18 protein-coding genes and 2 tRNA genes are annotated in these 25,003 nt (G+C 62.7%); 17 read left to right on the top strand and 3 right to left on the bottom strand.

The annotated features are described in order from the left end of the window. The 16 genes from EJP67_RS10885 to EJP67_RS10810 all read left to right on the top strand — a co-directional run. On the top strand, positions 1-94 hold a 94-nt coding region (locus EJP67_RS10885; RefSeq protein WP_133373060.1), incomplete at its 5' end, for an EF-Tu C-terminal domain-related protein. 24 nt (positions 95-118) lie between these two features. Next, positions 119-194, top strand: a tRNA-Trp gene (locus EJP67_RS10880). A 103-nt stretch (positions 195-297) separates the two neighbouring features. Next, positions 298-681 (top strand): preprotein translocase subunit SecE, encoded by a 384-nt coding sequence (secE, locus tag EJP67_RS10875; protein WP_126021694.1) that lies wholly within the window; start codon positions 298-300, stop codon positions 679-681. Next, positions 682-1,293: a transcription termination/antitermination protein NusG gene (nusG, locus tag EJP67_RS10870; protein ID WP_126021693.1), complete on the top strand. Its 612-nt coding sequence runs from the start codon at positions 682-684 to the stop codon at positions 1,291-1,293. Between the two features lie 137 nt (positions 1,294-1,430). After that, positions 1,431-1,862: a 50S ribosomal protein L11 gene (gene rplK / locus EJP67_RS10865; protein WP_093206996.1), complete on the top strand. Its 432-nt coding sequence runs from the start codon at positions 1,431-1,433 to the stop codon at positions 1,860-1,862. After that, positions 1,863-2,561, top strand: a complete 699-nt coding sequence (rplA, locus tag EJP67_RS10860; protein ID WP_126021692.1) for a 50S ribosomal protein L1 — start codon at positions 1,863-1,865, stop codon at positions 2,559-2,561. Positions 2,562-2,814: 253 nt separating this feature from the next. Next, the gene (rplJ, locus tag EJP67_RS10855; protein ID WP_126021691.1) at positions 2,815-3,348 is read left to right on the top strand and encodes a 50S ribosomal protein L10; all 534 of its coding nucleotides are present in this window, start codon (positions 2,815-2,817) and stop codon (positions 3,346-3,348) included. Positions 3,349-3,393: 45 nt separating this feature from the next. Next, on the top strand, positions 3,394-3,771 hold the full coding sequence (rplL, locus tag EJP67_RS10850) for a 50S ribosomal protein L7/L12 (RefSeq protein ID WP_126021690.1): 378 nt from the start codon (positions 3,394-3,396) through the stop codon (positions 3,769-3,771). Between the two features lie 296 nt (positions 3,772-4,067). Beyond that, entirely contained in the window at positions 4,068-8,192 is a 4,125-nt protein-coding gene (gene rpoB / locus EJP67_RS10845) for a DNA-directed RNA polymerase subunit beta (protein ID WP_126021689.1), read from the top strand. Between the two features lie 21 nt (positions 8,193-8,213). Further along, positions 8,214-12,449 (top strand): DNA-directed RNA polymerase subunit beta', encoded by a 4,236-nt coding sequence (gene rpoC / locus EJP67_RS10840; RefSeq protein WP_126021688.1) that lies wholly within the window; start codon positions 8,214-8,216, stop codon positions 12,447-12,449. A gap of 112 nt (positions 12,450-12,561) precedes the next feature. After that, positions 12,562-13,170: a LemA family protein gene (locus EJP67_RS10835; RefSeq protein WP_126021687.1), complete on the top strand. Its 609-nt coding sequence runs from the start codon at positions 12,562-12,564 to the stop codon at positions 13,168-13,170. Between the two features lie 110 nt (positions 13,171-13,280). Further along, a complete protein-coding gene (gene rsmB / locus EJP67_RS10830; protein ID WP_206169482.1) occupies positions 13,281-14,663 on the top strand; it encodes a 16S rRNA (cytosine(967)-C(5))-methyltransferase RsmB in 1,383 nt (460 codons plus the stop codon). Then, positions 14,644-15,288: a DUF4390 domain-containing protein gene (locus EJP67_RS10825; protein WP_126021686.1), complete on the top strand. Its 645-nt coding sequence runs from the start codon at positions 14,644-14,646 to the stop codon at positions 15,286-15,288. The genes rsmB and EJP67_RS10825 overlap by 20 nt, the downstream gene beginning before the upstream one ends. Continuing rightward, positions 15,285-17,618 carry a sensor histidine kinase gene (locus tag EJP67_RS10820; RefSeq protein WP_126021685.1) on the top strand — a complete coding sequence of 778 codons (2,334 nt, stop codon included), beginning with the start codon at positions 15,285-15,287 and terminating at the stop codon, positions 17,616-17,618. Before EJP67_RS10825 ends, EJP67_RS10820 begins: the two co-directional genes overlap by 4 nt. Before the next feature lie 90 nt (positions 17,619-17,708). Continuing rightward, a complete protein-coding gene (locus EJP67_RS10815) occupies positions 17,709-18,410 on the top strand; it encodes a response regulator (RefSeq protein WP_126021684.1) in 702 nt (233 codons plus the stop codon). 21 nt (positions 18,411-18,431) lie between these two features. Further along, positions 18,432-18,507, top strand: a tRNA-Phe gene (locus EJP67_RS10810). Between the two features lie 184 nt (positions 18,508-18,691). On the opposite strand, the gene EJP67_RS10805 is transcribed toward EJP67_RS10810, so the two are convergent. The 3 genes from EJP67_RS10805 to EJP67_RS10795 are packed head-to-tail and all read right to left on the bottom strand — an operon-like array spanning position 18,692 to position 23,828. Then, positions 18,692-20,020, bottom strand: coding sequence for a TniQ family protein (locus tag EJP67_RS10805; RefSeq protein ID WP_126021683.1), 1,329 nt, complete (start codon positions 20,018-20,020; stop codon positions 18,692-18,694). After that, the gene (locus EJP67_RS10800) at positions 20,017-21,159 is read right to left on the bottom strand and encodes an AAA family ATPase (protein ID WP_126021682.1); all 1,143 of its coding nucleotides are present in this window, start codon (positions 21,157-21,159) and stop codon (positions 20,017-20,019) included. Before EJP67_RS10800 ends, EJP67_RS10805 begins: the two co-directional genes overlap by 4 nt. Before the next feature lie 17 nt (positions 21,160-21,176). Then, positions 21,177-23,828 carry a DDE-type integrase/transposase/recombinase gene (locus EJP67_RS10795; protein ID WP_126021681.1) on the bottom strand — a complete coding sequence of 884 codons (2,652 nt, stop codon included), beginning with the start codon at positions 23,826-23,828 and terminating at the stop codon, positions 21,177-21,179. A 537-nt stretch (positions 23,829-24,365) separates the two neighbouring features. Between EJP67_RS10795 and EJP67_RS10790 the strand changes: the two genes are divergently transcribed. Continuing rightward, positions 24,366-24,989: a helix-turn-helix domain-containing protein gene (locus tag EJP67_RS10790; RefSeq protein WP_126021680.1), complete on the top strand. Its 624-nt coding sequence runs from the start codon at positions 24,366-24,368 to the stop codon at positions 24,987-24,989. The last annotated feature ends 14 nt before the right edge of the window (positions 24,990-25,003 follow it).

Below are 25,003 nucleotides of genomic sequence, written 5' to 3'. Positions count from 1 at the left end.
TCCGATCGCCATGGAAGAAGGCCTGCGCTTCGCCATCCGCGAAGGCGGCCGCACCGTGGGTTCGGGCGTCGTGGCGAAGATCCTCGACCTGTAATACGGCGGGCGCAAAGAGTACCGGAGGGGTATAGCTCAATTGGCAGAGCGTCGGTCTCCAAAACCGAAGGTTGTAGGTTCGATTCCTACTGCCCCTGCCACTTAAGGTGGCACTCCGAAAAGCCCGTCGCGTCCCGACGGGCTTCGGCGTCTCAAGAGACGCATTGAATTGAAGGCCTCAGGGTCACAGGAAATCAGCCGAACATGGCCACTTCTCAAATCGAAACGGTGAGCACCGGCGCCGACAAGGCCAAACTGGCTGCGGCGGTGGTGCTGGCAGTGGGCGCCATCGTGGCGTTCTATCTGCTGGCGCGCCAGGGCTCGCTGGTGCAATGGGCTGCGCTGCTGGTCGGTCTGGCGGCGGCTGTGGTTGTTTTCGGTAGTTCGGAGAATGGTCGCCAGCTTTGGGCGTTCGGCCGCGATTCGTGGCGCGAAGTCAGGAAGGTCGTCTGGCCGACCCGCAAGGAGGCGATGCAGATGACGGCCTACGTGTTTGCCTTCGTGGCGATCATGTCCGTCTTTCTCTGGCTGACCGACAAGACGCTCGAGTGGGTATTTTTCGACCTCATTCTGGGCTGGAGAAAGTAAATGACTGACGACGCAGTTGAAACCACGCCGGGCGCGCCGGAGGAAGAAGGCACCTCCGTGCTGGCTCCTGCCGCCAACCCTGATCTGCGTTGGTACGTGGTGCATGCCTATTCGGGTATGGAAAAGGCCGTCGAGCGCAACATCACCGAGCGCATCAACCGCGCCGGCATGCAGGACAAGTTCGGCCGCATCCTGGTCCCGACCGAAGAAGTGGTCGAGATCAAGAATGGCCAGAAGCGCACCACCGAGCGTCGCTTCTTCCCGGGCTACGTTCTGGTCGAAATGATCATGGACGACGAGAGCTGGCACCTGGTGAAGCACACCAACAAGGTGACGGGTTTCGTGGGCGGCGCCAAGAACCGGCCGGCCCCGATCTCGCAGAAAGAGGTCGAAGACATCGTCAGCCAGATGCAGCAGGGCACGGAGAAGCCGCGCCACAAGATCGAATTCACCGTCGGCGAATTCGTGCGCGTCAAGGAAGGCCCGTTCACCGACTTCAACGGCACCGTCGAGGAAGTCAACTACGAGAAGAGCAAGGTCAGCGTGTCGGTCATGATCTTCGGCCGCGCGACGCCTGTGGAACTCGAATTCGGCCAGGTCGAGAAGACCTGAGCTCCGGACCGCGAGGTCCAAACCATTCCCGGCTGCGCGTTGTCCGACTCGGCGCGCGGCCTTGATCGAAGAGTCGTTTAACCCCGGGGAGCCTCGGCCGCAAGCCGAAGCGATATCACCCGCAAGGAGCAAAAAGCATGGCGAAGAAAATCGTCGGCTTCATCAAGCTGCAAGTGCCAGCTGGTAAGGCCAACCCGTCCCCGCCGATCGGTCCCGCACTCGGTCAGCGCGGTCTGAACATCATGGAATTCTGCAAGGCGTTCAACGCCCAGACGCAGAGCTACGAGCCGGGTCTGGCGCTGCCGGTGGTCATCACCGCTTTCGCCGACAAGAGCTTCACCTTCATCATCAAGTCGCCGCCGGCCGGCGTGCTGATCAAGAAGGCGATCAAGCTCGAGAAGGGTTCCGCACGTCCTCACACCGACAAGGTCGGCAAGATCACGCGCGCGCAGCTCGAAGAGATCGCAAAGACCAAGATGAAGGACCTGACCGCCGCCGACATGGACGCCGCGGTTCGCACCATCGCCGGTACGGCCCGTTCGATGGGCGTGAATGTGGAGGGCGTGTAAATGGCCAAGATCACCAAGAAGCAGAAGTCGCTCGAAGGCAAGGTCGACAGCACCAAGCTGTACCCGCTGGCTGACGCGATCACCATCGTCAAGGAAGCCGCCACCGCCAAGTTCGACGAATCGATCGACGTGGCCGTGCAGCTCGGCATCGACGCCAAGAAGTCGGACCAGGTCGTGCGTGGCGCCGTCGTGCTGCCCAACGGCACCGGCAAGACCAAGCGCGTCGCCGTGTTCGCCCAAGGTGCCAAGGCTGAAGAAGCCAAGGCCGCCGGCGCCGACATCGTCGGCATGGACGACCTGGCTGCCATGGTCAAGGCTGGCGACATGCCCTTCGACGTCGTGATCGCCGCACCGGACGCCATGCGCGTCGTCGGTACGCTCGGTCAGGTGCTGGGCCCGCGCGGCCTGATGCCGAACCCGAAGGTCGGCACCGTGACCCCGGACGTCGCCACGGCCGTGAAGAACGCCAAGGCCGGCCAGGTCCAGTTCCGCGTCGACAAGGCCGGTATCGTGCACGGCACGATCGGTCGCCGTTCGTTCGACAACGACAAGCTGCAGGGCAACCTCGCCGCGCTGATCGAAGCTCTGGTCAAGGCCAAGCCCGCGACCAGCAAGGGCGTGTACCTGCGCAAGGTGGCTGTGTCGTCGACCATGGGTCTGGGTGTCCGCGTGGACACGCAAACCATCTCGGCAAGCTAAAGAGATTTGCTCCACCTCGCAAGGGTGGGGCGGATGTGGTGGGTCGTGGCGGCTTCGGTTGCCGCGGGCCATCCAAGACCGCTGGTGTGCAGGGTGCTGCACTTAAACGCCGGACCTTCCCGTCCGGTATCCAGCGCAGATGGCGACCCCACTGCAAGGAATCGAGAAAGTTGATTTTTTGTTCCTGACAGTTGGTCGCTGCATGAAGCGCGATCCAGGCCCCGGCCGAAGATCGCATTTAAAGGAGTAGACCTTGAGTCTGAATCGCAGTGAGAAAGAAGCGGTCATCAACGATGTGACCAGCCTCGCCGCAAAAGCTCAAACGCTCGTGATGGCGGAATACCGTGGCATCACGGTTGCCGATATGACCAAACTGCGCAACGAAGCGCGCAGCAAGGGTGTGAGCCTGAGTGTTCTGAAGAACACGCTGGCCCGCCGTGCTGTCGCCGGCAGCGCATTCGAGGTCGTCGGCGACCAGATGACCGGTCCGCTGATCTACGGCTTCTCCGAAGACGCTGTGGCCGCCGCCAAGGTGGTGGCCGATTTCGCGAAGACCAACGACAAGCTGGTCATTCGCGGTGGCGCATTCGGTGGCAAGGCCCTGGACGTCGAAGGCGTGAAGCAACTGGCCAACATCCCTTCGAAGGAAGTGCTGCTGGCTCAACTGCTGGGCTTGATGCAATCCCCGATCTCTCGTACCGCCCGCGTTCTCGCGGCGCTGGCCGAGAAGCGTGGTGGTGGCGAAGCTGCACCCGCCGATGCCCCGGCAGAAGCACAGGCAGCCTGAGCTGCTTGCGTTTGAAACATTCAACCCAATTGTTAGGAAACAAAAATGGCATTCGATAAAGACGCATTTCTGACCGCGCTCGACAGCATGACGGTCCTGGAACTCAACGACCTGGTCAAAGCCATCGAAGAGAAGTTCGGCGTGAGCGCCGCTGCAATGGCCGCTCCGGCTCAAGGTGGTGGCGGTGGCGCTGCTGCTGCAGTCGAAGAGAAGACCGAGTTCAACGTCATGCTGATGGACGCTGGCGCGAACAAGGTTTCGGCGATCAAGGCAGTGCGCGAAATCACCGGCCTGGGCCTGAAGGAAGCCAAGGACCTGGTGGAAGCCGCTCCCAAGGCTGTCAAGGAAGGCCTGTCGAAGGCTGACGCTGAAGCCGCCAAGAAGAAGCTGGAAGAAGCCGGCGCCAAGGTGGAACTGAAGTAATTCAGACCCCCTGGAGGGCTGGAGGTGCCTGAAAAGGCCCTCCAGCCTTTGCCGCTTTCAGAGCGCACTCAAAAGCCGGCTCGTTATCGGCTTTCCCGGAGGCCCAAAGGGCTCCGGAAAAGCCAAAACGAGGCGGGATTTTTGAGTGTCTTCTGACCCCGACTGCAGAAGACCCCTTGGTTCGGGCGATGTGCAACGCATCGCTGTCCGCCAACGGCTGGTAGTGGCCAGCCGCCAAGCAGTGGTGCCCAGGCACTGCTGACAAGTCGCTGAAGATCTCAAGCACCGGAGCTCTCATGGCCCAATCGTCCGCGTACAGTTACACCGAACGCAAGCGCATCCGAAAAAGTTTCGGCAATCGCGACAGCGTCGTCGAAATCCCCTACCTGCTGCAGATGCAGAAAGACGCATACACCGCGTTCCTGCAAGCCGGCATCCCCCCGAAACAACGTACCGTCGAAGGCCTGCAGGCCGCTTTCGACGCTGCCTTCCCGATCGTCTCGCACAACGGTTTCGTCGAGATGAAGTTCCTCGAGTACAACCTGGCGAAGCCGGCGTTCGACGTGCGCGAATGCCAGACCCGCGGCCTGACCTTCGCGTCGGCCGTGCGCGCCAAGGTGCAGCTCATCATCTATGACCGCGAGTCGTCGACCTCGCAGTCGAAGGTGGTCAAGGAAGTGAAGGAACAAGAGGTCTACATGGGCGAAGTGCCGCTCATGACGGACAAGGGTTCGTTCATCATCAACGGTACCGAGCGCGTGATCGTGTCGCAGCTGCACCGTTCGCCGGGCGTGTTCTTCGAGCACGACAAGGGCAAGACGCACAGCTCGGGCAAGCTGCTGTTCTCCGCCCGCGTGATTCCCTACCGCGGTTCGTGGCTCGACTTCGAGTTCGACCCGAAGGACATGCTGTACTTCCGCGTGGACCGTCGCCGCAAGATGCCGGTGACGATCCTGCTGAAGGCCATCGGCCTGAACCCGGAATCGATCCTCGCGAACTTCTTCGTGAACGACAACTTCCGCCTGATGGACAGCGGCGCGCAGATGGAGTTCGTCTCCGAACGCCTGCGCGGCGAAGTCGCGCGCTTCGACATCACCGACAAGTCGGGCAAGGTCGTGGTCGCCAAGGACAAGCGCGTCACCGCGCGCCATACGCGTGAGCTCGAGCAGGGCGGCACCACGCACATCAGCGTGCCGGAAGACTTCCTGATCGGCCGCGTGATCGCCCGCAACATCGTAGATGCCGATTCCGGCGAGATCCTGGCCAAGGCCAACGACGAGCTGACCGAGTCGCTGCTGAAGAAGCTGCGCACGGCCGGCGTGCAGGACGTGCAGGTCATCTACACGAACGAACTCGACCAGGGCGCGTACATCTCGCAGACCCTGCGCATCGACGAAACCGTGGACGAGTTCGCCGCCCGCGTGGCCATCTACCGCATGATGCGCCCCGGCGAGCCGCCGACGGAAGACGCCGTGCAGGCCCTGTTCCAGCGCCTGTTCTACAACCCGGACACGTACGACCTGTCGCGCGTCGGCCGCATGAAGTTCAACGCCAAGGTCGGCCGCGACGAGTCGACCGGCCCGATGGTGCTGACCAACGAGGACATCCTGGCCGTGGTCAAGATCCTCGTGGACCTGCGCAACGGCAACGGCGAAGTCGACGACATCGACCACCTGGGCAACCGTCGCGTGCGCTGCGTGGGCGAACTGGCCGAGAACCAGTACCGCACCGGTCTGGCCCGCATCGAGAAGGCCGTGAAGGAGCGTCTGGGCCAGGCGGAGCAAGAGCCGCTGATGCCGCACGACCTGATCAACAGCAAGCCGATCTCGGCCGCCCTGAAGGAATTCTTCGGCGCCTCGCAGCTGTCGCAGTTCATGGACCAGACGAACCCGCTGTCCGAGATCACCCACAAGCGCCGCGTGTCGGCCCTTGGCCCGGGTGGTCTGACGCGCGAACGTGCCGGCTTCGAAGTGCGCGACGTGCACGTGACCCACTACGGCCGCGTGTGCCCGATCGAAACGCCTGAAGGCCCGAACATCGGCCTGATCAACTCGCTGGCCCTGTACGCCCGCCTGAACGAATACGGCTTCATCGAGACGCCGTACCGCCGCGTGGTTGACGGCAAGGTCACCAACGAGATCGACTACCTGTCGGCCATCGAGGAAGGCAAGTACGTCATCGCCCAGGCCAACGCGGCCCTGGACAAGGACGGCAAGCTGACCGGCGACCTGGTCTCGGCCCGCGAAGCCGGCGAATCGATCCTGGTCGGCGCGGAGCGCATCCAGTACATGGACGTTTCGCCCGCGCAGATCGTGTCGGTGGCCGCATCGCTCGTGCCGTTCCTCGAGCACGACGACGCGAACCGCGCGCTGATGGGCGCCAACATGCAGCGCCAGGCCGTGCCGGTGCTGCGTCCGGAGAAGCCGATGGTCGGTACCGGTATCGAGCGCGTCTCCGCGGTCGACTCGGGCACCGTGGTCACGGCCACCCGCGGCGGTATCGTCGACTATGTCGACGCGACCCGTGTCGTGGTGCGCGTGAACGACGCCGAAGCGGCTGCCGGTGAAGTCGGTGTGGACATCTACAACCTGATCAAGTATCAGCGTTCGAACCAGAACACCAACATCCACCAGCGCCCCATCGTCAAGCGCGGCGACAAGATCGCCAAGGGCGACGTGGTGGCCGACGGCGCATCGACCGACCTCGGCGAACTGGCTCTCGGCCAGAACATGCTGATCGCGTTCATGCCCTGGAACGGCTACAACTTCGAAGACTCGATCCTGATCTCGGAACGCGTCGTCGCCGAAGACCGCTACACCTCGATCCACATCGAGGAACTGGTGGTGATGGCCCGCGACACGAAGCTGGGCGCCGAAGAAATCACGCGCGACATCCCGAACCTGGCCGAGCAGCAGCTCAACCGCCTCGACGAGTCCGGCATCATCTATGTCGGCGCCGAAGTGCAGCCGGGCGACACGCTGGTGGGCAAGGTCACGCCGAAGGGCGAGACCACGCTGACGCCTGAAGAGAAGCTGCTTCGCGCCATCTTCGGCGAGAAGGCTTCCGACGTGAAGGACACCTCGCTGCGCGTGGACCAGGGCTCGCAGGGCACCGTGATCGACGTGCAGGTGTTCACCCGCGAAGGCATCCAGCGCGACAAGCGCGCCCAGCAGATCATCGACGACGAACTCAAGCGCTTCCGCCTCGACCTGAACGACCAGCTTCGCATCGTCGAAGCCGACGCGTTCGACCGTATCGAGAAGCTGCTGACCGGCAAGGTCGCCAACGGCGGCCCGAACAAGCTGGCCAAGGGCACCAAGCTCGACAAGGCCTACCTGTCGTCGGTCGAGAAGTTCCACTGGTTCGACATCCGCCCGGCGGAAGACGAAGTGGCGACGCAGCTCGAGTCGATCAAGAACTCGCTGGAGCAGACGCGCCACAGCTTCGACCTCGCGTTCGAAGAAAAGCGCAAGAAGCTCACGCAGGGCGACGAGCTGCCCGCTGGCGTGCTCAAGATGGTCAAGGTCTACCTGGCCGTCAAGCGCCGCCTGCAGCCCGGCGACAAGATGGCCGGCCGCCACGGCAACAAGGGTGTGGTGTCGAAGATCGTTCCGGTCGAGGACATGCCCCACATGGCCGACGGCACGCCGTGCGACATCTGCCTGAACCCGCTGGGCGTGCCCTCGCGGATGAACGTGGGCCAGGTTCTCGAAGTGCACCTGGGCTGGGCCGGCAAGGGCGTGGGCCAGCGCATCGGCGACCTGCTGCAGCAGGAGGCCAAGGTGGCCGAGCTGCGCAAGTTCATGGAGCAGCTGTACAACGGCTCGGGCCGCCAGGAGAACATCGCCTCGCTGAGCGACACCGAACTGCTCGAGATGGCCGGCAACCTGCAGAACGGCGCGACCTTCGCGACGCCGGTGTTCGACGGTGCCTCGGAAGAGGAAATCCGCGGCATGCTGAAGCTGGCCTATCCGGACGACATCGCCAAGGCCAAGGGCCTGACCGAGAGCCGCACGCAGGCCTACCTGTTCGACGGCCGCACCGGCGACCAGTTCGAGCGTCCCGTCACCGTCGGCTACATGCACTTCCTGAAGCTGCATCACCTGGTGGACGACAAGATGCACGCCCGCTCGACCGGCCCGTACTCGCTGGTCACGCAGCAGCCCCTGGGCGGCAAGGCGCAGTTCGGCGGCCAGCGTTTCGGGGAAATGGAAGTGTGGGCGCTCGAAGCCTACGGCGCTTCCTACGTCCTGCAGGAAATGCTGACCGTGAAGTCCGACGACGTGCAAGGCCGTACCAAGGTGTACGAGAGCATCGTCAAGGGCGAGCACTCGATCGAAGCCGGCATGCCGGAGTCGTTCAACGTGCTGGTCAAGGAAATCCGTTCGCTGGGTCTCGACATCGAGCTCGAGCGTTCCTAATTTGAAAAGGGAAAGAGTCTTATGAAATCGCTACTCGACCTGTTCAAGCAATTCACGCCCGATGAGCATTTCGATGCCATCAAGATCGGCATGGCTTCGCCCGAGAAGATCCGTTCGTGGTCCTTCGGCGAGGTGAAGAAGCCCGAGACGATCAACTACCGCACGTTCAAGCCCGAGCGCGACGGCCTCTTCTGCGCGAAGATCTTCGGCCCTATCAAGGACTACGAGTGCCTGTGCGGCAAGTACAAGCGCCTGAAGCACCGCGGCGTGATCTGCGAGAAGTGCGGCGTCGAAGTCACGCAGACCAAGGTGCGCCGCGAGCGCATGGGTCACATCGACCTGGCCGCGCCCTGCGCCCACATCTGGTTCCTCAAGTCGCTGCCGTCGCGCCTGGGCCTCGTGCTCGACATGACGCTGCGCGACATCGAGCGCGTGCTGTACTTCGAAGCCTACGTGATCACCGACCCCGGCATGACCCCGCTGAAGAAGTTCGGCATCATGTCCGAGGACGACTACGACGCGAAGCGCAAGGAATACGGTGACGAGTTCGTCGCCAAGATGGGCGCCGAAGGCATCAAGGACCTGCTGGAAGGCATCGAGCTCGACAGCGAGATCGAACGCCTGCGCGGCGACCTGACCGGCTCCGAAGTCAAGGTCAAGAAGAACTCCAAGCGCCTGAAGGTGCTGGAAGCCTTCCGCAAGTCGGGCATCAAGCCCGAGTGGATGGTGCTCGACGTGCTGCCCGTGCTGCCGCCGGACCTGCGTCCGCTGGTGCCGCTGGACGGCGGCCGCTTCGCGACCTCCGACCTGAACGACCTGTACCGCCGCGTCATCAACCGCAACTCGCGCCTGCGCCGCCTGCTGGAGCTGAAGGCTCCGGAAATCATCGCGCGGAACGAGAAGCGGATGCTGCAGGAAGCCGTCGACTCGCTGCTGGACAACGGCCGCCGTGGCAAGGCCATGACGGGCGCCAACAAGCGCGCGCTGAAGTCGCTGGCCGACATGATCAAGGGCAAGAGCGGCCGCTTCCGCCAGAACCTGCTGGGCAAGCGCGTCGACTACTCGGGCCGTTCGGTCATCGTGGTGGGCCCGACGCTCAAGCTGCACCAGTGCGGCCTGCCGAAGCTGATGGCGCTCGAGCTGTTCAAGCCCTTCATTTTCTCGCGCCTCGAAGCCATGGGCATCGCGACCACGATCAAGGCTGCCAAGAAGGAAGTCGAATCGGGTACGCCGGTGGTCTGGGACATCCTGGAAGAGGTCATCAAGGAGCACCCGGTCATGCTGAACCGCGCTCCGACGCTGCACCGCCTGGGCATCCAGGCCTTCGAGCCGATCCTGATCGAAGGCAAGGCGATCCAGCTGCACCCGCTGGTTTGCGCGGCTTTCAACGCCGACTTCGACGGCGACCAGATGGCCGTCCACGTGCCGCTGTCGGTGGAAGCGCAGATGGAAGCCCGCACGCTGATGCTGGCCTCCAACAACGTGCTGTTCCCGGCTTCGGGCGAACCGTCGATCGTTCCCTCGCAGGACGTGGTGCTGGGTCTGTACTACACGACCCGCGACCGCATCAACGGCAAGGGCGAAGGCTTGGTCTTCTCCGACATCGGTGAAGTCCAGCGCGCGCTCGACGCCAACGAAGTCGAACTCACCGCCAAGGTGGCAGTGCGCATCACGGAGTACACCAAGAACAAGGAAACCGGCGAATTCGTGCCGTCGACCTCGCTCGTGGACACCACCGTGGGCCGCGCGCTGCTGTCCGAGATCCTGCCGAAGGGCCTGCCGTTCTCGAACATCAACAAGGCGCTGAAGAAGAAGGAAATCTCCAAGCTCATCAACGTCTCGTTCCGCAAGTGCGGCCTGAAGGAAACCGTCGTCTTCGCAGACAAGCTGCTGCAGAACGGCTTCCGCCTGGCAACCAAGGCCGGCATCTCGATCGCCATCGACGACATGCTGGTGCCTTCGGAGAAGCACGGCATCATCGAGCGATCGGCCAAGGAAGTGAAGGAGATCGAGCAGCAGTACGTCTCCGGTCTCGTGACCTCCGGCGAGCGCTACAACAAGGTGGTGGACATCTGGGGCAAGGCCGGCGACGAAGTGTCGAAGGTGATGATGGCCAAGCTGTCGAAGCAGAAGGTCATCGACCGCAACGGCAAGGAAGTCGAGCAGGAGTCCTTCAACTCGATCTACATGATGGCCGACTCGGGCGCCCGCGGTTCCGCGGCCCAGATCCGCCAGGTGGCCGGCATGCGCGGCCTGATGGCCAAGCCTGACGGCTCGATCATCGAGACGCCCATTACCGCGAACTTCCGCGAAGGCCTGAACGTGCTGGAGTACTTCATCTCCACCCACGGTGCCCGTAAGGGTCTGGCCGACACGGCGCTGAAGACGGCGAACTCGGGCTACCTGACCCGTCGTCTGGTCGACGTGACGCAGGACCTGGTCGTGACCGAGCAGGACTGCGGCACGCACGGCGGCTACCTGATGCGCGCCATCGTCGAAGGCGGTGAAGTCATCGAATCGCTGCGCGACCGTATCCTCGGCCGTACCGCTGCCGACGACGTGCTGCACCCGGAAAACCGCGCCGTGCTGCTGAAGGCCGGCGAGATGTTCGACGAGGACACCATCGAGGCGCTGGAAGCGCAAGGCGTCGACGAGGTCAAGGTGCGCACCGCGCTGACCTGCGAGACCCGCTTCGGCATCTGCTCGACCTGCTACGGCCGCGACCTGGGCCGCGGCGGCCTGATCAACATCGGCGAAGCCGTCGGTGTGATCGCCGCCCAGTCCATCGGCGAACCCGGCACGCAGCTGACGATGCGTACCTTCCACATCGGTGGTGCCGCTTCGCGCGCCGCCATCGCTTCGAGCGTGGAAGCCAAGTCGAACGGCTCGATCGGCTTCAACGCCACGATGCGCTACGTGACCAACAGCAAGGGCGAGCTGGTCGTGATCTCGCGTTCGGGTGAAATCATCATCCACGACGAGCACGGCCGCGAGCGCGAGCGCCACAAGGTGCCGTACGGCGCGACCCTGACGGTCAAGGCCGACCAGCAGATCAAAGCTGGCCACGTCCTGGCCAACTGGGACCCGCTGACCCGCCCGATCATCACGGAATTCGCCGGCAAGACGCAGTTCGAGAACGTCGAGGAAGGCCTCACGGTCGCCAAGCAGGTGGACGAAGTGACCGGTCTGTCGACCCTGGTCGTGATCGACCCGAAGCGCCGCGGCGCCGCCAAGGTCGTGCGTCCGCAGGTGAAGCTCATCGACGCCTCCGGCGCCGAAGTGAAGATCCCGGGCACCGACCACTCGGTGACGATCGGTTTCCCGATCGGCGCGCTGGTGCAGGTGCGTGACGGCCAGGACGTGGGCCCCGGCGAAGTGCTGGCGCGTATTCCGGTCGAAGGCCAGAAGACCCGCGACATCACCGGCGGTCTGCCGCGCGTTGCCGAGCTGTTCGAAGCCCGTTCGCCGAAGGACAAGGGCATGCTGGCCGAAATGACCGGCACGGTGTCGTTCGGCAAGGAAACGAAGGGCAAGATCCGCCTGCAGATCACCGATCCGGAAGGCACGGTCTGGGAAGACCTCGTGCCGAAGGAAAAGAACATCCTGGTGCACGAAGGCCAGGTGGTGAACAAGGGCGAATCGGTGGTCGACGGCCCGGCTGACCCGCAGGACATCCTGCGCCTGCTGGGTTCGGAAGAACTGGCGCGCTACATCGTGGACGAAGTGCAGGACGTGTACCGCCTGCAGGGCGTGAAGATCAACGACAAGCACATCGAGGTGATCGTTCGCCAGATGCTGCGCCGCGTCGTGGTCGACAACCCGGGCGACACCAGCTACATCGCCGGCGAACAGATCGAACGCAGCGAGATGCTCAACACCAACGACGCCCTGCGCGCTGAAGGCAAGATCCCCGCGACGTTCACCAACCTGCTGCTGGGTATCACGAAGGCATCGCTGTCGACCGACTCGTTCATCTCGGCCGCTTCGTTCCAGGAAACGACGCGCGTGCTGACCGAAGCCGCGATCATGGGCAAGCGCGACGAGCTGCGCGGCCTGAAGGAAAACGTCATCGTCGGCCGCCTGATCCCCGCGGGCACCGGCATGGCGTACCACCAGGCACGCAAGGTCAAGGACGCCATGGACGAGGCCGAGCGCCGCGCCATCGCCGAATCGGAAGCGGCCGAACTGGCCGGTTCCGGTGAAGCCGATGCTGCCGCCAGCACGGCGGACGCCAGCGAAGGCGCTGCGACCGAATAACTGGTTAGCATCACCGGCCATGACCGGTACACCACGCCCCCCGACCGGCCCCGGTCGGGGGGCGTTTTCATTTGTTCCCTGTGATTGATTGCTTGATGAGGCCTTGTCGTCGATGAGCGTATTGCCCGAATCGCTGGCCGGCTGGATCGCGGTCGCGGTCCTGCTCTTCTGGTTTGTCGGCGCCTACAACCGGCTGGTGCGCTTGCGCGCGGCCGTGCTGCAGGCCTATGGCCAGCTCGATGCGGCGCTGGGCAAGCAGCTCGACTTCGTGCAGGCCAGCATCGCGGCCGGCTCGCAGACCGAGGCGGCGCCGACCGGCGAATCGCTGTCGTCCATCGCGCCGCTGCAGGCCGCAACGGCGCAGCTCGCGACCCTGCTCGGCGCAACCCGGCTGCGCCCGCTCGACGTCGGCGGCATGGCGGCGCTGGCGACCGCGCTGCAGGTCTGGATCGGCGCCTGGCAGCGGCAGCATCCCGACCAGGTGACCGTGTTCGACGCCGACGGCACGTTGTCGCGGCCCGCGCAGCTGCTGCCCGGCGCGACAAGCATGGTGCCCGGCACGGCGGAGCCCATCGGCTGGCCCGAACCCTCCGCCGCGGCGGAGATCGCGCGCAGCCAGTTCAACCAGGCGGTGGCGCAATACAACGCCGCCATCGCCCAGTTTCCGGCCTTGCTGGTGGCATGGGCCGTGCGTCTGCGTCCGGCGGCACCGCTGCTTTGAGCGGCGCCGGCCTGTGATCCGGGCCGCCACGGCCGCAGTGGTATTTCCTGTCGCTCTCTTTCCATGTACGAAGTCCGGCTTTTGGCCGGCCCGTTACCATCGCCTCCAACTTGTCAGAACTACCCTCCGACCCCTCTCGCAGAGGCCCTGGCGACACGCCGCCCCTGCAACAACCCCCGCTCTGGCGCCAGCTGCAGCTGACGGCGGCGGCGCTGGCGTCGATCCGCGCCGGCACGTCGGGCTCCGTGGCCTTCGAGGCCGTCGAGCCCGCGCTGCGGCCCGGCGTGCAATCGCTCGGCTTCCAGGTGCTGCGCTGGCTCGGCCGCGCCGAGGCGCTGCGCCGCCACCTGGCCAAGCGCACGCCGCCGCCCCTGCCCGATGCGCTGCTGTGCACCGCGTTGGCGCTCGCCTGGAATGCGGAGCACGCTCCCTACGAACCGTTCACCTTGGTCGACCAGGCCGTCGAGGCCGCCAAGCGCAATCCCGCCACGCGGGCGCAGGCCAGCTTCATCAACGCCTGCCTGCGGCGCTTCCTGCGCGAACGCGACGAGCTCGTGGCCGCCACCGACTCGGAACCCGTCGCGCAGTGGAACCACCCGCGCTGGTGGATCGAGCGCCTCAAGCGCGACCATCCGCGCGACTGGCAGCGGGTGCTGGCCGCCGACAACGCGCAGGCGCCGATGACGTTGCGGGTCAACGTCCTCAGGACGACAGCGGCCTCCTACCTGACCGAACTCGAAACCGCCGGCCTGGCCGCGACGCGCGTGGGGCCGAGCGGCCTGCAACTGGCGCGCGCCCGGCCCGTGCAGCAGCTGCCCGGCTTTGCCGACGGTGCCTGCTCGGTGCAGGACGCGGCCGCGCAGATGGCCGCACCGCTGCTGCTCGAGGGCCTGCTGCCGGAGAAAGCGCGGCCGCTGCGCGTGCTCGACGCCTGCGCCGCCCCCGGAGGCAAGACCGCGCATCTGCTCGAAATGGCAGGCCCCGGCGCTATCGAGGTCACCGCCCTGGAAGTCGATGCCGCCCGCAGCCGCCGCATCGACGACACCCTGGCCCGCCTCGGGCTTCAGGCCAAGGTGCTCGTTGCCGACGCCGCCCGGACCGACCAGTGGTGGGACGGCACGCCTTTCGACGCCATCCTGCTCGACGCGCCGTGCACGGCGTCCGGCATCGTGAGGCGCCATCCCGACGTGCGCTGGCTGCGCCGCGAAAGCGACACGGCCCAGCTCGCCGCCCAGCAGGCCACGCTCCTGGCCGCCCTGTGGCCGCTGGTGCGGCCCGGCGGGCGACTTCTTTACTGCACTTGCTCCGTGTTTCGCGAAGAGGGCTCGCAACAAATTGATGCGTTTCTTGTACACAACACCAACGCACGATTGCTGCCGTCGCCGGGCCATTTGCTGCCCCAAAGCGGGTCGAATGCCCGTGGCGTCCCGGACAATGCCTCTGGTGACCACGACGGCTTTTTCTACGCCCTGCTTGAAAAGCGTCCTCGTTGAGCGACGGCGCTGGCTGTTCCTGTCGCTGTCCGTCCTGCTCTGGATCTGGGCGATCTGCATGGCCCTCCTGCCGGCTGCGGCCTTCGCCCAGGGGCGCAGCGGCGCCACCATCACCCAGATGCGGCTGGAGCAGGCCGACGATGGCGTCTACTTCAGCGCTGCCGTGCAGTTCGAGCTGCCCTCGCTGGTCGAGGAGGTGCTCGACAAGGGCATCGCCATCTATTTCGTGGCCGAGGCCGAGCTCTTCCAGGAGCGCTGGTACTGGACCGACCGCAAGGTCGCGCAGGTCACGCGCCACATGCGGCTGGCCTACCAGCCGCTCACGCGCCGCTGGCGGCTCAACGTGTCGGCGGCGCCCATGACCGGTGCAGCAGGCCTGGGCATCTCGCTGAACCAGAACTTCGACACCCTCGGCGACGCGCTCGACGCCATCAAGCGCGTCGGCCGCCTGCGCATGGGCGACCTGGCCGAGATCGGCGACGACCCGCAGCACCAGGTCACCTTCCGCTTCAGGCTCGACACCTCGCAGCTGCCGCGTCCGTTCCAGATCGGCGTGGTCGGCCAGGCCGACTGGAACATCGCCGTGGAGCGCACGGCCAAGCTGCCGATGGAGAAGCAGAAGTGAGCACTCCGGCGCGCGGCGGCACGGTGGCCTCGCAGGCCGCGAGCCGCGCGCGGGCCCGGCGCTGGGCCATCGGCGTTGGCGCGGCGCTGGTCACCGCCATCGGCCTGGTGCTGATATTCCTGCTGGCGCAGGCCACCAACAACCGCGCGCTGTACGAGCGCTACTACGTGCGCCTTTTCGGCATCAACGTCGTGGTGGCGGTGCTGCTGGTGCTGGTGATCGGCTGGGTCGCCTTCCGGCTGCTGCGGCGGCTGCGGCAGGGCAAGTTCGGCAGCCGGCTGCTCATCAAGCTGGCGGCCATCTTTGCGCTGGTGGGGGTGGTGCCGGGGGCGCTGGTCTATGTGGTGTCGTACCAGTTCGTCGCGCGTTCGATCGAGAGCTGGTTCGACGTCAAGGTGGAAGGCGCGCTCGACGCCGGCCTGAACCTCGGACGGGCCACGCTCGATTCGCTGTCCGATGACCTTGCGGTCAAGACGCGCAGCGCCAGCGCGCAACTGGCGCAGGTGCCCGACGCGAGCGCCGGCCTGGTGCTCGAGCGCATCCGCGACCAGCTCGAGGCCAGCGACGTGATCCTCTGGACCGGCTCCGGGCAGCTCGTGGCCAGCGCCGGCACCTCGCGGTTCCAGCTCAACCCCGACCGGCCGACACAGCAGCAGTTTCGGCAGGTGCGTCCCGAGCGTGCCGTCGCGCACGTCGAGGGGTTGGACGAAACCACCGCGCCGGGCGCGACCCCGCCGGCAGCGAGCGTGCGTGCGCTCGCGATGGTGCAGCGGCCCGGCTTCGACTTCGATACCGCGCCGCGTTACCTGCAGGTCACGCGGCCACTGCCGCCGGCCGTGGTCGCCAACGCGCTGGCCGTGCAGGAGGCCAACCGTGAATACCAGGAACGGGCGCTGGCGCGCGAAGGGCTGCGGCGCATGTACATCGGCACGCTCACGCTGAGCCTGTTCCTCGCCGTGTTCGGCGCGGTGCTGCTGGCCGTGCTCTTCGGCAACCAGCTCGCGCGGCCGCTGCTCGTGCTGGCCGAAGGCGTGCGGCAGGTGGCGGCCGGCGACCTGCGGCCCACGGCTGTGCTGCAGGGCAAGGACGAGCTGGGCGGCCTCACGCGCTCCTTCGCCGTCATGACGCAGCAGCTGGCCGACGCCCGCGGCGCGGTCGAGAAGACCATGGGCCAGCTCGACGCGGCGCGCGCCAACCTGCAGACCATCCTCGACAACCTGACCTCGGGTGTGATCGTGCTCGATGCCAAGGGCACCGTGCTGTCCACCAACCCGGGCGCGACCCGCGTGCTGCGCGCGCCGCTTGCGGCCTACGAGGGCCGGCCGCTCATCGAGGTCCCGGGGCTGGGCGAATTCGGCGCCAAGGTGCAGCAGCAGTTCGAGGACTTTCTCGTCGAGCGCATGCAGCACGGCCTCGACCACTGGCAGCACGCTTTCGAGCTGCATGCCTCCGGCGCCGATCTGCCGCAGCAGGACGGCGCCATCAACATCGTCGCGCGCGGCGCGGAGCTGCCAGGCGCCGCGCGGCTGCTGGTGTTCGACGACATCTCCGAGATCGTCTCGGCCCAGCGCGCGCAGGCCTGGGGCGAGGTCGCGCGGCGGCTCGCGCACGAGATCAAGAACCCGCTCACGCCGATCCAGCTCTCGGCCGAACGGCTCGAGATGAAGCTCTCGGGCAAGGTCCAGCCGCCCGAGCAGGCCGTGCTCGTGAAGTCGGTGAAGACCATCGTCGACCAGGTCGACGCGATGAAGCGGCTGGTGAACGAATTCCGCGACTACGCGCGCCTGCCCGCAGCCGACCTCAAGCCGGTCGACCTGAACGCCCTGCTGACCGACGTGCTGCAGCTCTACAGCGCTGAGAACCTGCCGATCACGCTGCGCTCCGAGCTCGACGAGCGCTGCCCGCCCATCAGGGGCGACGCGCAGCAGATCCGCCAGGTCATACACAACCTGTTGCAAAACGCGCAGGACGCTGCGGAAGCCGCTGCGAGCGGAACTGGCAAGGCGGGCGAGGTCACCATCCGGACGCGGCTGGGCGACTCGGGGCAGCGCGTGCGCCTGACCGTGCAGGACAGTGGCCCGGGCTTCGCCGAGAACATCCTCAAGCGCGCGTTCGAGCCCTACGTCACCACGAAAACAAAAGGTACAGGTTTGGGACTCGCCGTCGTCAAGAAGATCGCCGACGAGCACGGCGCGCGCATCGAGCTTTCGAACCGCGTCGTCGATGGGGCTGTAGCAGGGGCACAAGTCTCGCTATCATTCGCGCTGGCAAGCGAGCCGCGGGCAGCGGCCGCTCACACCGAAGATTCGTCGAAGTCTTCCGCCGCCTGAGCCGCACGAATGTCCGTCGCACAGGCGATGGATGGGCCAGAGGACTCAACATACCATTGCGGACACCAGCGCACACAACAAGCAGCACTCATGGCAAACATTCTCGTGGTCGATGACGAGCTGGGCATCCGGGACCTGCTCTTCGAAATTCTCAATGACGAGGGCCACAACGTGGAACTCGCGGAGAACGCGGCCGAAGCGCGCGCTGCGCGCCAGCGCGCACGACCCGATCTCGTGCTGCTCGACATCTGGATGCCCGATACCGACGGCGTCACGCTGCTCAAGGAGTGGTCCACCGCCGGCCTCCTGAGCATGCCCGTCATCATGATGAGCGGGCACGCCACCATCGACACGGCAGTCGACGCCACGCGCATCGGCGCATTCGCCTTTCTCGAAAAGCCCATCACCATGCAGAAGCTGCTCAAGGCGGTGGAGCAGGGGCTGGCCCGCGAAAGCGCGCGCCGCGCGGCAGCAGGCGTGGTGCCCGCGCCGATCACCGGCAGCCAGGCCACCGCCATCACGACCACCGGCGACAGCCTGCTGATGGCCTCGCTGGCTTCCGTGCCCGTGGCCGACACCGGCCCGCAGTCGACCCAGAGCTTCGACCTCGACCGCCCGCTGCGCGATGCGCGCGACGGCTTCGAGAAGGCGTACTTCGAGTTCCACCTGGCGATGGAGAACGGCTCCATGACCCGCGTCGCCGAGAAAACCGGCCTCGAACGCACCCATCTTTACAGAAAGCTCAAACAACTTGGCGTCGATCTTTCAAGAGGGCGCAGAAGCGCTGTATAATCTGAGGCTGCACACAGCAACGGCCCGGTAGCTCAGTTGGTAGAGCAGCGGATTGAAAATCCGCGTGTCGGTGGTTCGATTCCGCCCCAGGCCACCAATCCAAGCCCCTGATTCTTCACGGAATGCCGGGGAGCCCATAAGTTGTCATTGACTGACAGCTTATGCTTCATAGAGTGTTCATGACACTTTATGGTTGAAGCTCCCGAAGCGCACTTGAACCAAGGGCTTTCTCGCACTATCGAGACGAAGTTCAGACTTCGTACTCTCTCCTTCCCTAGTTCTTAGGATGTCTCCGCCCCAGAGGAACCCTTTCCTCTGCGCACGGAGATCACATCCGAGACTTTAACCAGCCCGGACTTCTTCATGTTCCGCACGGAAGGTTCCAATTCCATCCCCGCGAGCTTGTCTCGGGCAGCGCGAAGCCGCTTTCGCCGTCCCGCGACTGTCAATTTCTTGCGATATTCACTCGCCTCTAGGCGTTTTGCTGAGATTTGACCAGCTAAGTCGCCTAAATGCCTTTTAAATGTCCAGTAGGAGATGTCAAACTGTTTCTGTATGGACGACAGCTTTCCATTTCGGAAAACCCAAACGTCAATTGGAGCTTTCAGAAGCTCCACTGTCGCCCGTCTTAATTCTTCAATCCTTTCTTTCGGCAGATGGCGATGCTGCTTGTCCAAGCGAAGGCTCGATCGGTAATTAAAGACTGCAGGATCAAAAATCAGGGTGGAGGGGCCGGCGAGCTGAGTTGGCGGAGTATTAAGACGGTAAGCGATATCGATGAAATTGGACCACGTTGGAGCGGCATGCTTCAGCTGCCAGTTCCGAAGACTGCATGTGTTGATGCCTGTCATTCTCGCGAATTCCTCAAATACACCATTGCTGCATATAAGTGTCGCCTCATTGAGGCGTAGAGAGAAATTTTCGCGGCTCAAGATGGTGTCTTGCCGATTTTTGATCAGATCCAGTGCGCCGTTAGCAAGCCACATTCGCTGATCGAGTTGATCGGCATCGCCGGAAGTTGAGCTTCCGCTGGCAAGATCACATCCGCAGTATTCACAAAAATCCAGGAACGGAAATTTAGGAAGATGGCGCTGTATTAATTTACAATGTGGGCAGAATTGCTGGAGCAAAGTTCTGTGTATCAAACAAATGGTTGTCGTCGTCGGTGCCCAGTAAAGTGGATCCCAAGTAGGCTCTCCAGCGTTCCTTGACTCCATATAGCACTGTGCGCACCAATGGCGGCCTTTATGCAGGAAGTGCTTCGCCTTCTGGTCGCAAAGACCAGCGATGCTAAGAAAAGTCATCTCCGACGCGTCGGTTATATCCGATTCCCTTTGCAAAGCTTCTACGGAAGACCTTGCGGCTTCGCCGAGACTGTTGATGAGTTGAGACTCGGCGCTGCGAATTTTTTTGAAGTCGACCTTTCTTTTGGTCCAGTCATTCGCTATGAGCGCGCCATATAGCCGGTGCGGTGCGCAATAATGATCCAGTGCAAGCCGACAAATAAAGCTGGTGAGGGACTCTACGCCAGCGGCGTCACTTCTTCTGGGAGTGTGGCCCGCAAAACGCTTGAGCGCCGTACCTAGCGGATAGAGCTGAGCGGTCGTCATGGTCCAAGTGTCTCCCGCTTCAACTTCGCTTTGAACGGGGCCTTGACGACGGCGGAAGGAGGTGTCTCTGGAGTGCTTTGAGCTTCGGCGCTACCAAAAAATATTCGGCGCTTTTCTTTCAAGCTTTCATCCAGTTCCTTCATTACCTTCATGAACTGGATCGTATCGTTCAGGATGCCCTCCAACTGGGATGTGTGAAGTCGTTCCCGAGTCATGTCGGTCCATGACAGATGCTTTTGCCCCCTGTCAATGGCACGCACTATTGCCCGATCGAACTGTTCGTGCGCAAGTCCCAGATAACCCAATGAATCACTGAATAATTCATTCTGCTTTTGCACGATGGAGAAATTTAGTTTAACGGGAGATTTTTCCTCTATTGACAAGAGTCCGCTGCAGAAGTGTCGCATTTCCTTGATGGAGTAGGGTGTTTGCCATATCGGATATATTCGCTTTGATATTTGCCCATTTTGTTTGAAGATATCCGTCAAGAGTACTGTGCCAAAAAGTGCGAAATGTGCAGAGCACGTATTGCTTCGGCTTTTGAGTGAATCATAGTTTTGAAAAATTCCCGAGTCCGATGTAGGGCGGCGTAGATGATCCGCCTCGTCAAAGAGGACCGCGAGTACCTTCGCTCGATCCACAGCTTTGAAAAAGAGATTTCTATATTCCGGGACATGTAGCTTCTGAGTAGAAAATGCGGGATGGCAATCGCCTGAATTAAATCGTTCTCTTACTTCATTGACATCAATCTTCCAATCGGCACACGGCTCCTCCAAGGCCTCAAGAGCGGGAATGTATAGATCGTCCTTCCATTTGAACGGGCCTGCCTCTGGAGCCGCCAACTCCAGAGTGAGCAGTCGAGTGCGATTCTCTTCTGGAACGCCCGCCATCGCTTCACTGAATTCATGGCTGAATTCATCGATCATCGCTGTTTTTCCTATCGAGGTAGGTCCGATGACAGCGGTAATCGATTGTTTGTTCCCGTATTGAATTCGTTCTGCCAGTTCATCCATTCCATCCTGGAAATGGGGGTGAAGAATTATTTCTTCTCTGAATTTTGCGACCAGAGGATCGACTTCTCGACCACGAGCGGCAAGTCGGGCAATTGAGCTTGTCGTAGCTTTATCCTTGGATGGCATCAAGCACCTCCTGAAGTTCAGTTTCGCCTTCTGGAAATAGGAAAGGGTTTCAAGGAAGCGGAGGCGGAGGCCTCTGGCGCTGTCTGCGGTTTAGCGGGTGATTGCGCCGGAGAAGAGGCAGGCGTGGCGGCGGTTTCTTCTTCGTCCTGGAGTTGCTGTTGCTCCCGCTCCCTCTCGGCGTCGATGTAGCTCTGCCCGAGGGCATTGCGGAAAGCATCTCTGTCTTTTTTTGATGTACTCGGCCGACTCAGGAAAATGTGCTCGCTCAGGTAGTACTTGCGAAAACCCTCGGGCGGCAGACGGCGCATCTGGGAGTCGATCAGAGGGCAGCGCTCCCATTGGCGGTTGATCCGGGCCGCGATGTAGGTGGGGTCTTCGGGGTCATAGAAGGGGACGTCCTCCATCTTCTTGTGGGTCCAGCCCGCAATCTCGGCAGAGTAATAGTTGTGCCCATTGAGCCTGATGCCGTCGCGCTGGCGCATGAGGCCGCCATGCTTGTGGGCCTTGGCCATGGTGTTCCAGACAAACACATCATCGAACGTTCTTGGAATCCCCCAGGAGGTCCCCTGAGTGATCGATGCGGAGCGCAGGACTTGGTTGGGCGTGCTTCCGAGGGTGCCGTGAGGCATGTCCGGATACTTGCCGAACAGGAGGTCTTCCACCTTTTGGGCCAGCGCGGGTACGGTGAGGTAGGCCAATTCGCGAGGATCGTGCGTCTTCGAACTCATTCTCGGAGTCTTGAGAACTTCGTTGCTTCCCAGCAAGACGGTCGTGAGTTGATGATCGATCGACAGATTCAATCGTTCGACGGGATTGCCGTATCGAGGCTCGGAGGCCGGGCGCAGCGCGTGTTCGCAGTGGTAGAACGCCAGCATCTGCTTGATGAGAACCGCTTGGAATTCAACCCCGCCGTCCGTGATCAACATCATCGGCAGCTTTCCGTGGCGGCGAACGATGTCACGCACGACCATCATCACCGACGCATGCGAAGGCGCGAGCATCGATACCCACAGCGCAAGCACGAGTCGCGTATAGGCATCGATAGCAATCGAGAACCAGGGCTTGCCGAGTAGCTGGATGCCATTGAGCTTTCGGCAGAACATGTCGCTCTGGCGGTGATCGATATGTACCCTTGAGAACGGACTGTCGCCTTCAGCGGGGCCCTGCTCGATATGACGGCCGCCTGTCACGCGCGGCGGCAGCTCACAGTAAGCTGCACGTTTGCCTTCGCGGTCTTCCGTGATTTCGTGAATGTCTTGCTGCTTCCAATGACGATAGAAACTGGCCTGCGATCGAGGAGCGACGTGCTCCGTTGTGCAGAGAGCGGTGTAGTAGGCGTACCCAGCGCTGGGATCGCGCGGCACTGACTCCCTGAGAAACTCGAAGGCTTTCGCGAGCAGTTCGAGCTCCTTTTCCTCCGTCCGCGGTGTACGGTTGCCTTTCTTGTCATCCTCCGAGATCAACTCGATGAATCCGTTGCCGAACCGTGCCTCGGACTCCCGGTATTTGGCTTTCCACCTCAGGATCGAACGCTCCGATACGCCGAGGTCGGATATGGCCACGCCCTTGTCGTATTTCTCGATGGCTATGAGCTTGTTGGTTGCGTCGAGCAAGGACTTGGTCGAGGCGCGCTGCAGGCGTGCAAGGCCTTCCTCTGTCGCGATCGAGACGGGGCCGTTGACTTCGATTTCCTGGGCGAGCACCAAGCGCCTGAATTCTTTACAGGGCAGTTCTGCGAGGGGCGCTTCCGGAGTCTGGAGAAAAACAAACGCGGCAGTCCGGTTGAGCATGAAGTAGGTCTTGTGCCCCCATGTCACTGTGCTGCCCGGCAAGATGGTGTTCGGATCTATCTGGCGCTGGCGCCGCGGGTCGCGGCAGCGCTCGACTGCTTGATAGATCGGAAAGGTTTCTGCATTGAGATAGACCCAGGCGCAATCGATGTTCGCAAGCGGCTCGCTCGCGAGTTCCAGATGCCAGTGACGCTGAAAATGCCCCTCGTAGATCACGTCGGGGTCGCCGATCAGCGCAATCGCTTCGCTCAGTTGCATGCGCTGCTCCCCTTCGAGCCGACTGCGCAGCAACGTCATGCTTTCTTGCGGAATGTCGAAGCGCCGAAGCAGGCGCGGGCGGAGGAAATCGATGTTTCGCGCGAGGGTGTACGGAATGTCACGGTCGGTGAGGATGTAGTAATCCAGTCCCAGCCTCTTGCACGCTTCATAGGCGGGCGGCTGGTCCCATGAGTCAGGGCCCGTCTGAACCCAGCGATATGGCTGCTCGACGCACAGCTTCGCGAGTTCTGCAGACGTCTTGAAGTCGACGGCAGCGGCGCCCGTCGCATCGAGTTTGAGGAAGTCGATCCATGTGCGAACGCCACTGCGCCTGCCGTTGGGCAGGGTGTAGTTCAATTTCACCTGCAGGCATTGATCCCAGACTTCGAAGGTATCGGCGTCGTATTCCCAGAGCAGCACGCAGGCGCGCTCGCCCGTCATGCTTTCCCACTGGATGACCTTGCCGAGCTTCTGGCTGGGGAATCCGCCGCAGAAATTGCCGGCCGTGTTGGTGACGCGTCGTCCTGGCTCGCTATTTCTCAGTCGCTGAATCAGTTCGACCGTATCGGGCGACAGGTTCGTGGCCGTTGCCCAGGCTGCAAACTCTTTCGCGTTGAGCATATCGACGAGACCGACAGGCTCTCGATCAGTACCTAAGGGTCCTGGAGCGGATTGTCAGAAACGCCCCCTTGGCTCGCTTCATGCCGAAAAACGCGGAGGGCTTCGGTTCGCGGGTGGAGAGAAAGCTGTGAGAGAACTGTCGCATGGCAGATCTTCCTTTACTTAAAACGGACCGGGATGTGCCCGGACACATCGAACCGCTTACGAAAAAAGAGACAACGCGACTCCCATGCGTCTCGGCTTGACGCTTGAGAACGCGAGGCAGATACTGAATCGCCAGATCGCGGATATCCGCTCATAGCCCGGGGGATGCCTGCCCCGGGCTTTTTATTTGGTAGAAGACTTCAATCGACGGCAGCGATAGCTCGCAAGCGGGCTGTCAAACCGCCACTTCGTTCGAAGGCGTAGAATTAGTTCGCAGAAGTGTATTCATGCGAAGAATTGAGACTTTTCTTCCCGAGAGGATTTTTTATTCTGGATGAAGATTCTCCATTGATTGTTAATGTTCGCAGTTGAGAATTTTGGAAGTCTAGGCCCATGAGCTCCCCAGTGCAAGAGGAAAATGTTTTCAGCGAGATGGCGCTGCGTGTTCGTCTCATGCTCGCCGAGATGGACATGAATCAGGGAGAGTTGGCGCGGCGTCTGGGGCTCAGTCCGGGCTACGTCAGCGAGATCTCCAGGGGGGTCAAGCGACCTGGTGCGGATTTTTTCCTCGGCGTTCACCGCGAACTCAACGTATCGGTCGATTGGCTGATCAGCGGTAACGGCGGGATGTTTCGCGATGATGGTATCCAGGCTGAGTTGTTACATGCCATCCGTGTTGTGGTGGCAACTGCTCGTGCAGCGATCATCGTTCGCGATCCGCTGGCCGTGGAGGTTTTGCAGGTAATGGGGGATGGCCGCTTCGAACAGTTGTCGTTGGAGTCGAGGTTCGCGGCCTTCGCGGAGTCTCTCCAACTGGAAAACCGCGACCTTGGTCTCTCGGTTTCTCTCTACAACAGCCATCTTTCCGGTGTCGATAGTCCCCAAAGAAGACGCCAACTCGTCTCTGCTGCGTCCGCTTATTTCCGAACGGAGTCTTCAGTTGGGTTCGGTGCCTTGGTAATGCCGAAGGCGGTGCCCCGAAGTCAGTATAAGCAGAGCGTGGTGCGGGTGGATTGAAGGGGCCGCGTTGC

The organism is Variovorax guangxiensis (genome assembly GCF_003952165.1).
Classification (GTDB): domain Bacteria; phylum Pseudomonadota; class Gammaproteobacteria; order Burkholderiales; family Burkholderiaceae_C; genus Variovorax; species Variovorax guangxiensis.
The sequence above is the reverse complement of the archived record's forward strand: the minus strand, read 5'-3'. Positions and strand labels throughout refer to the sequence as shown.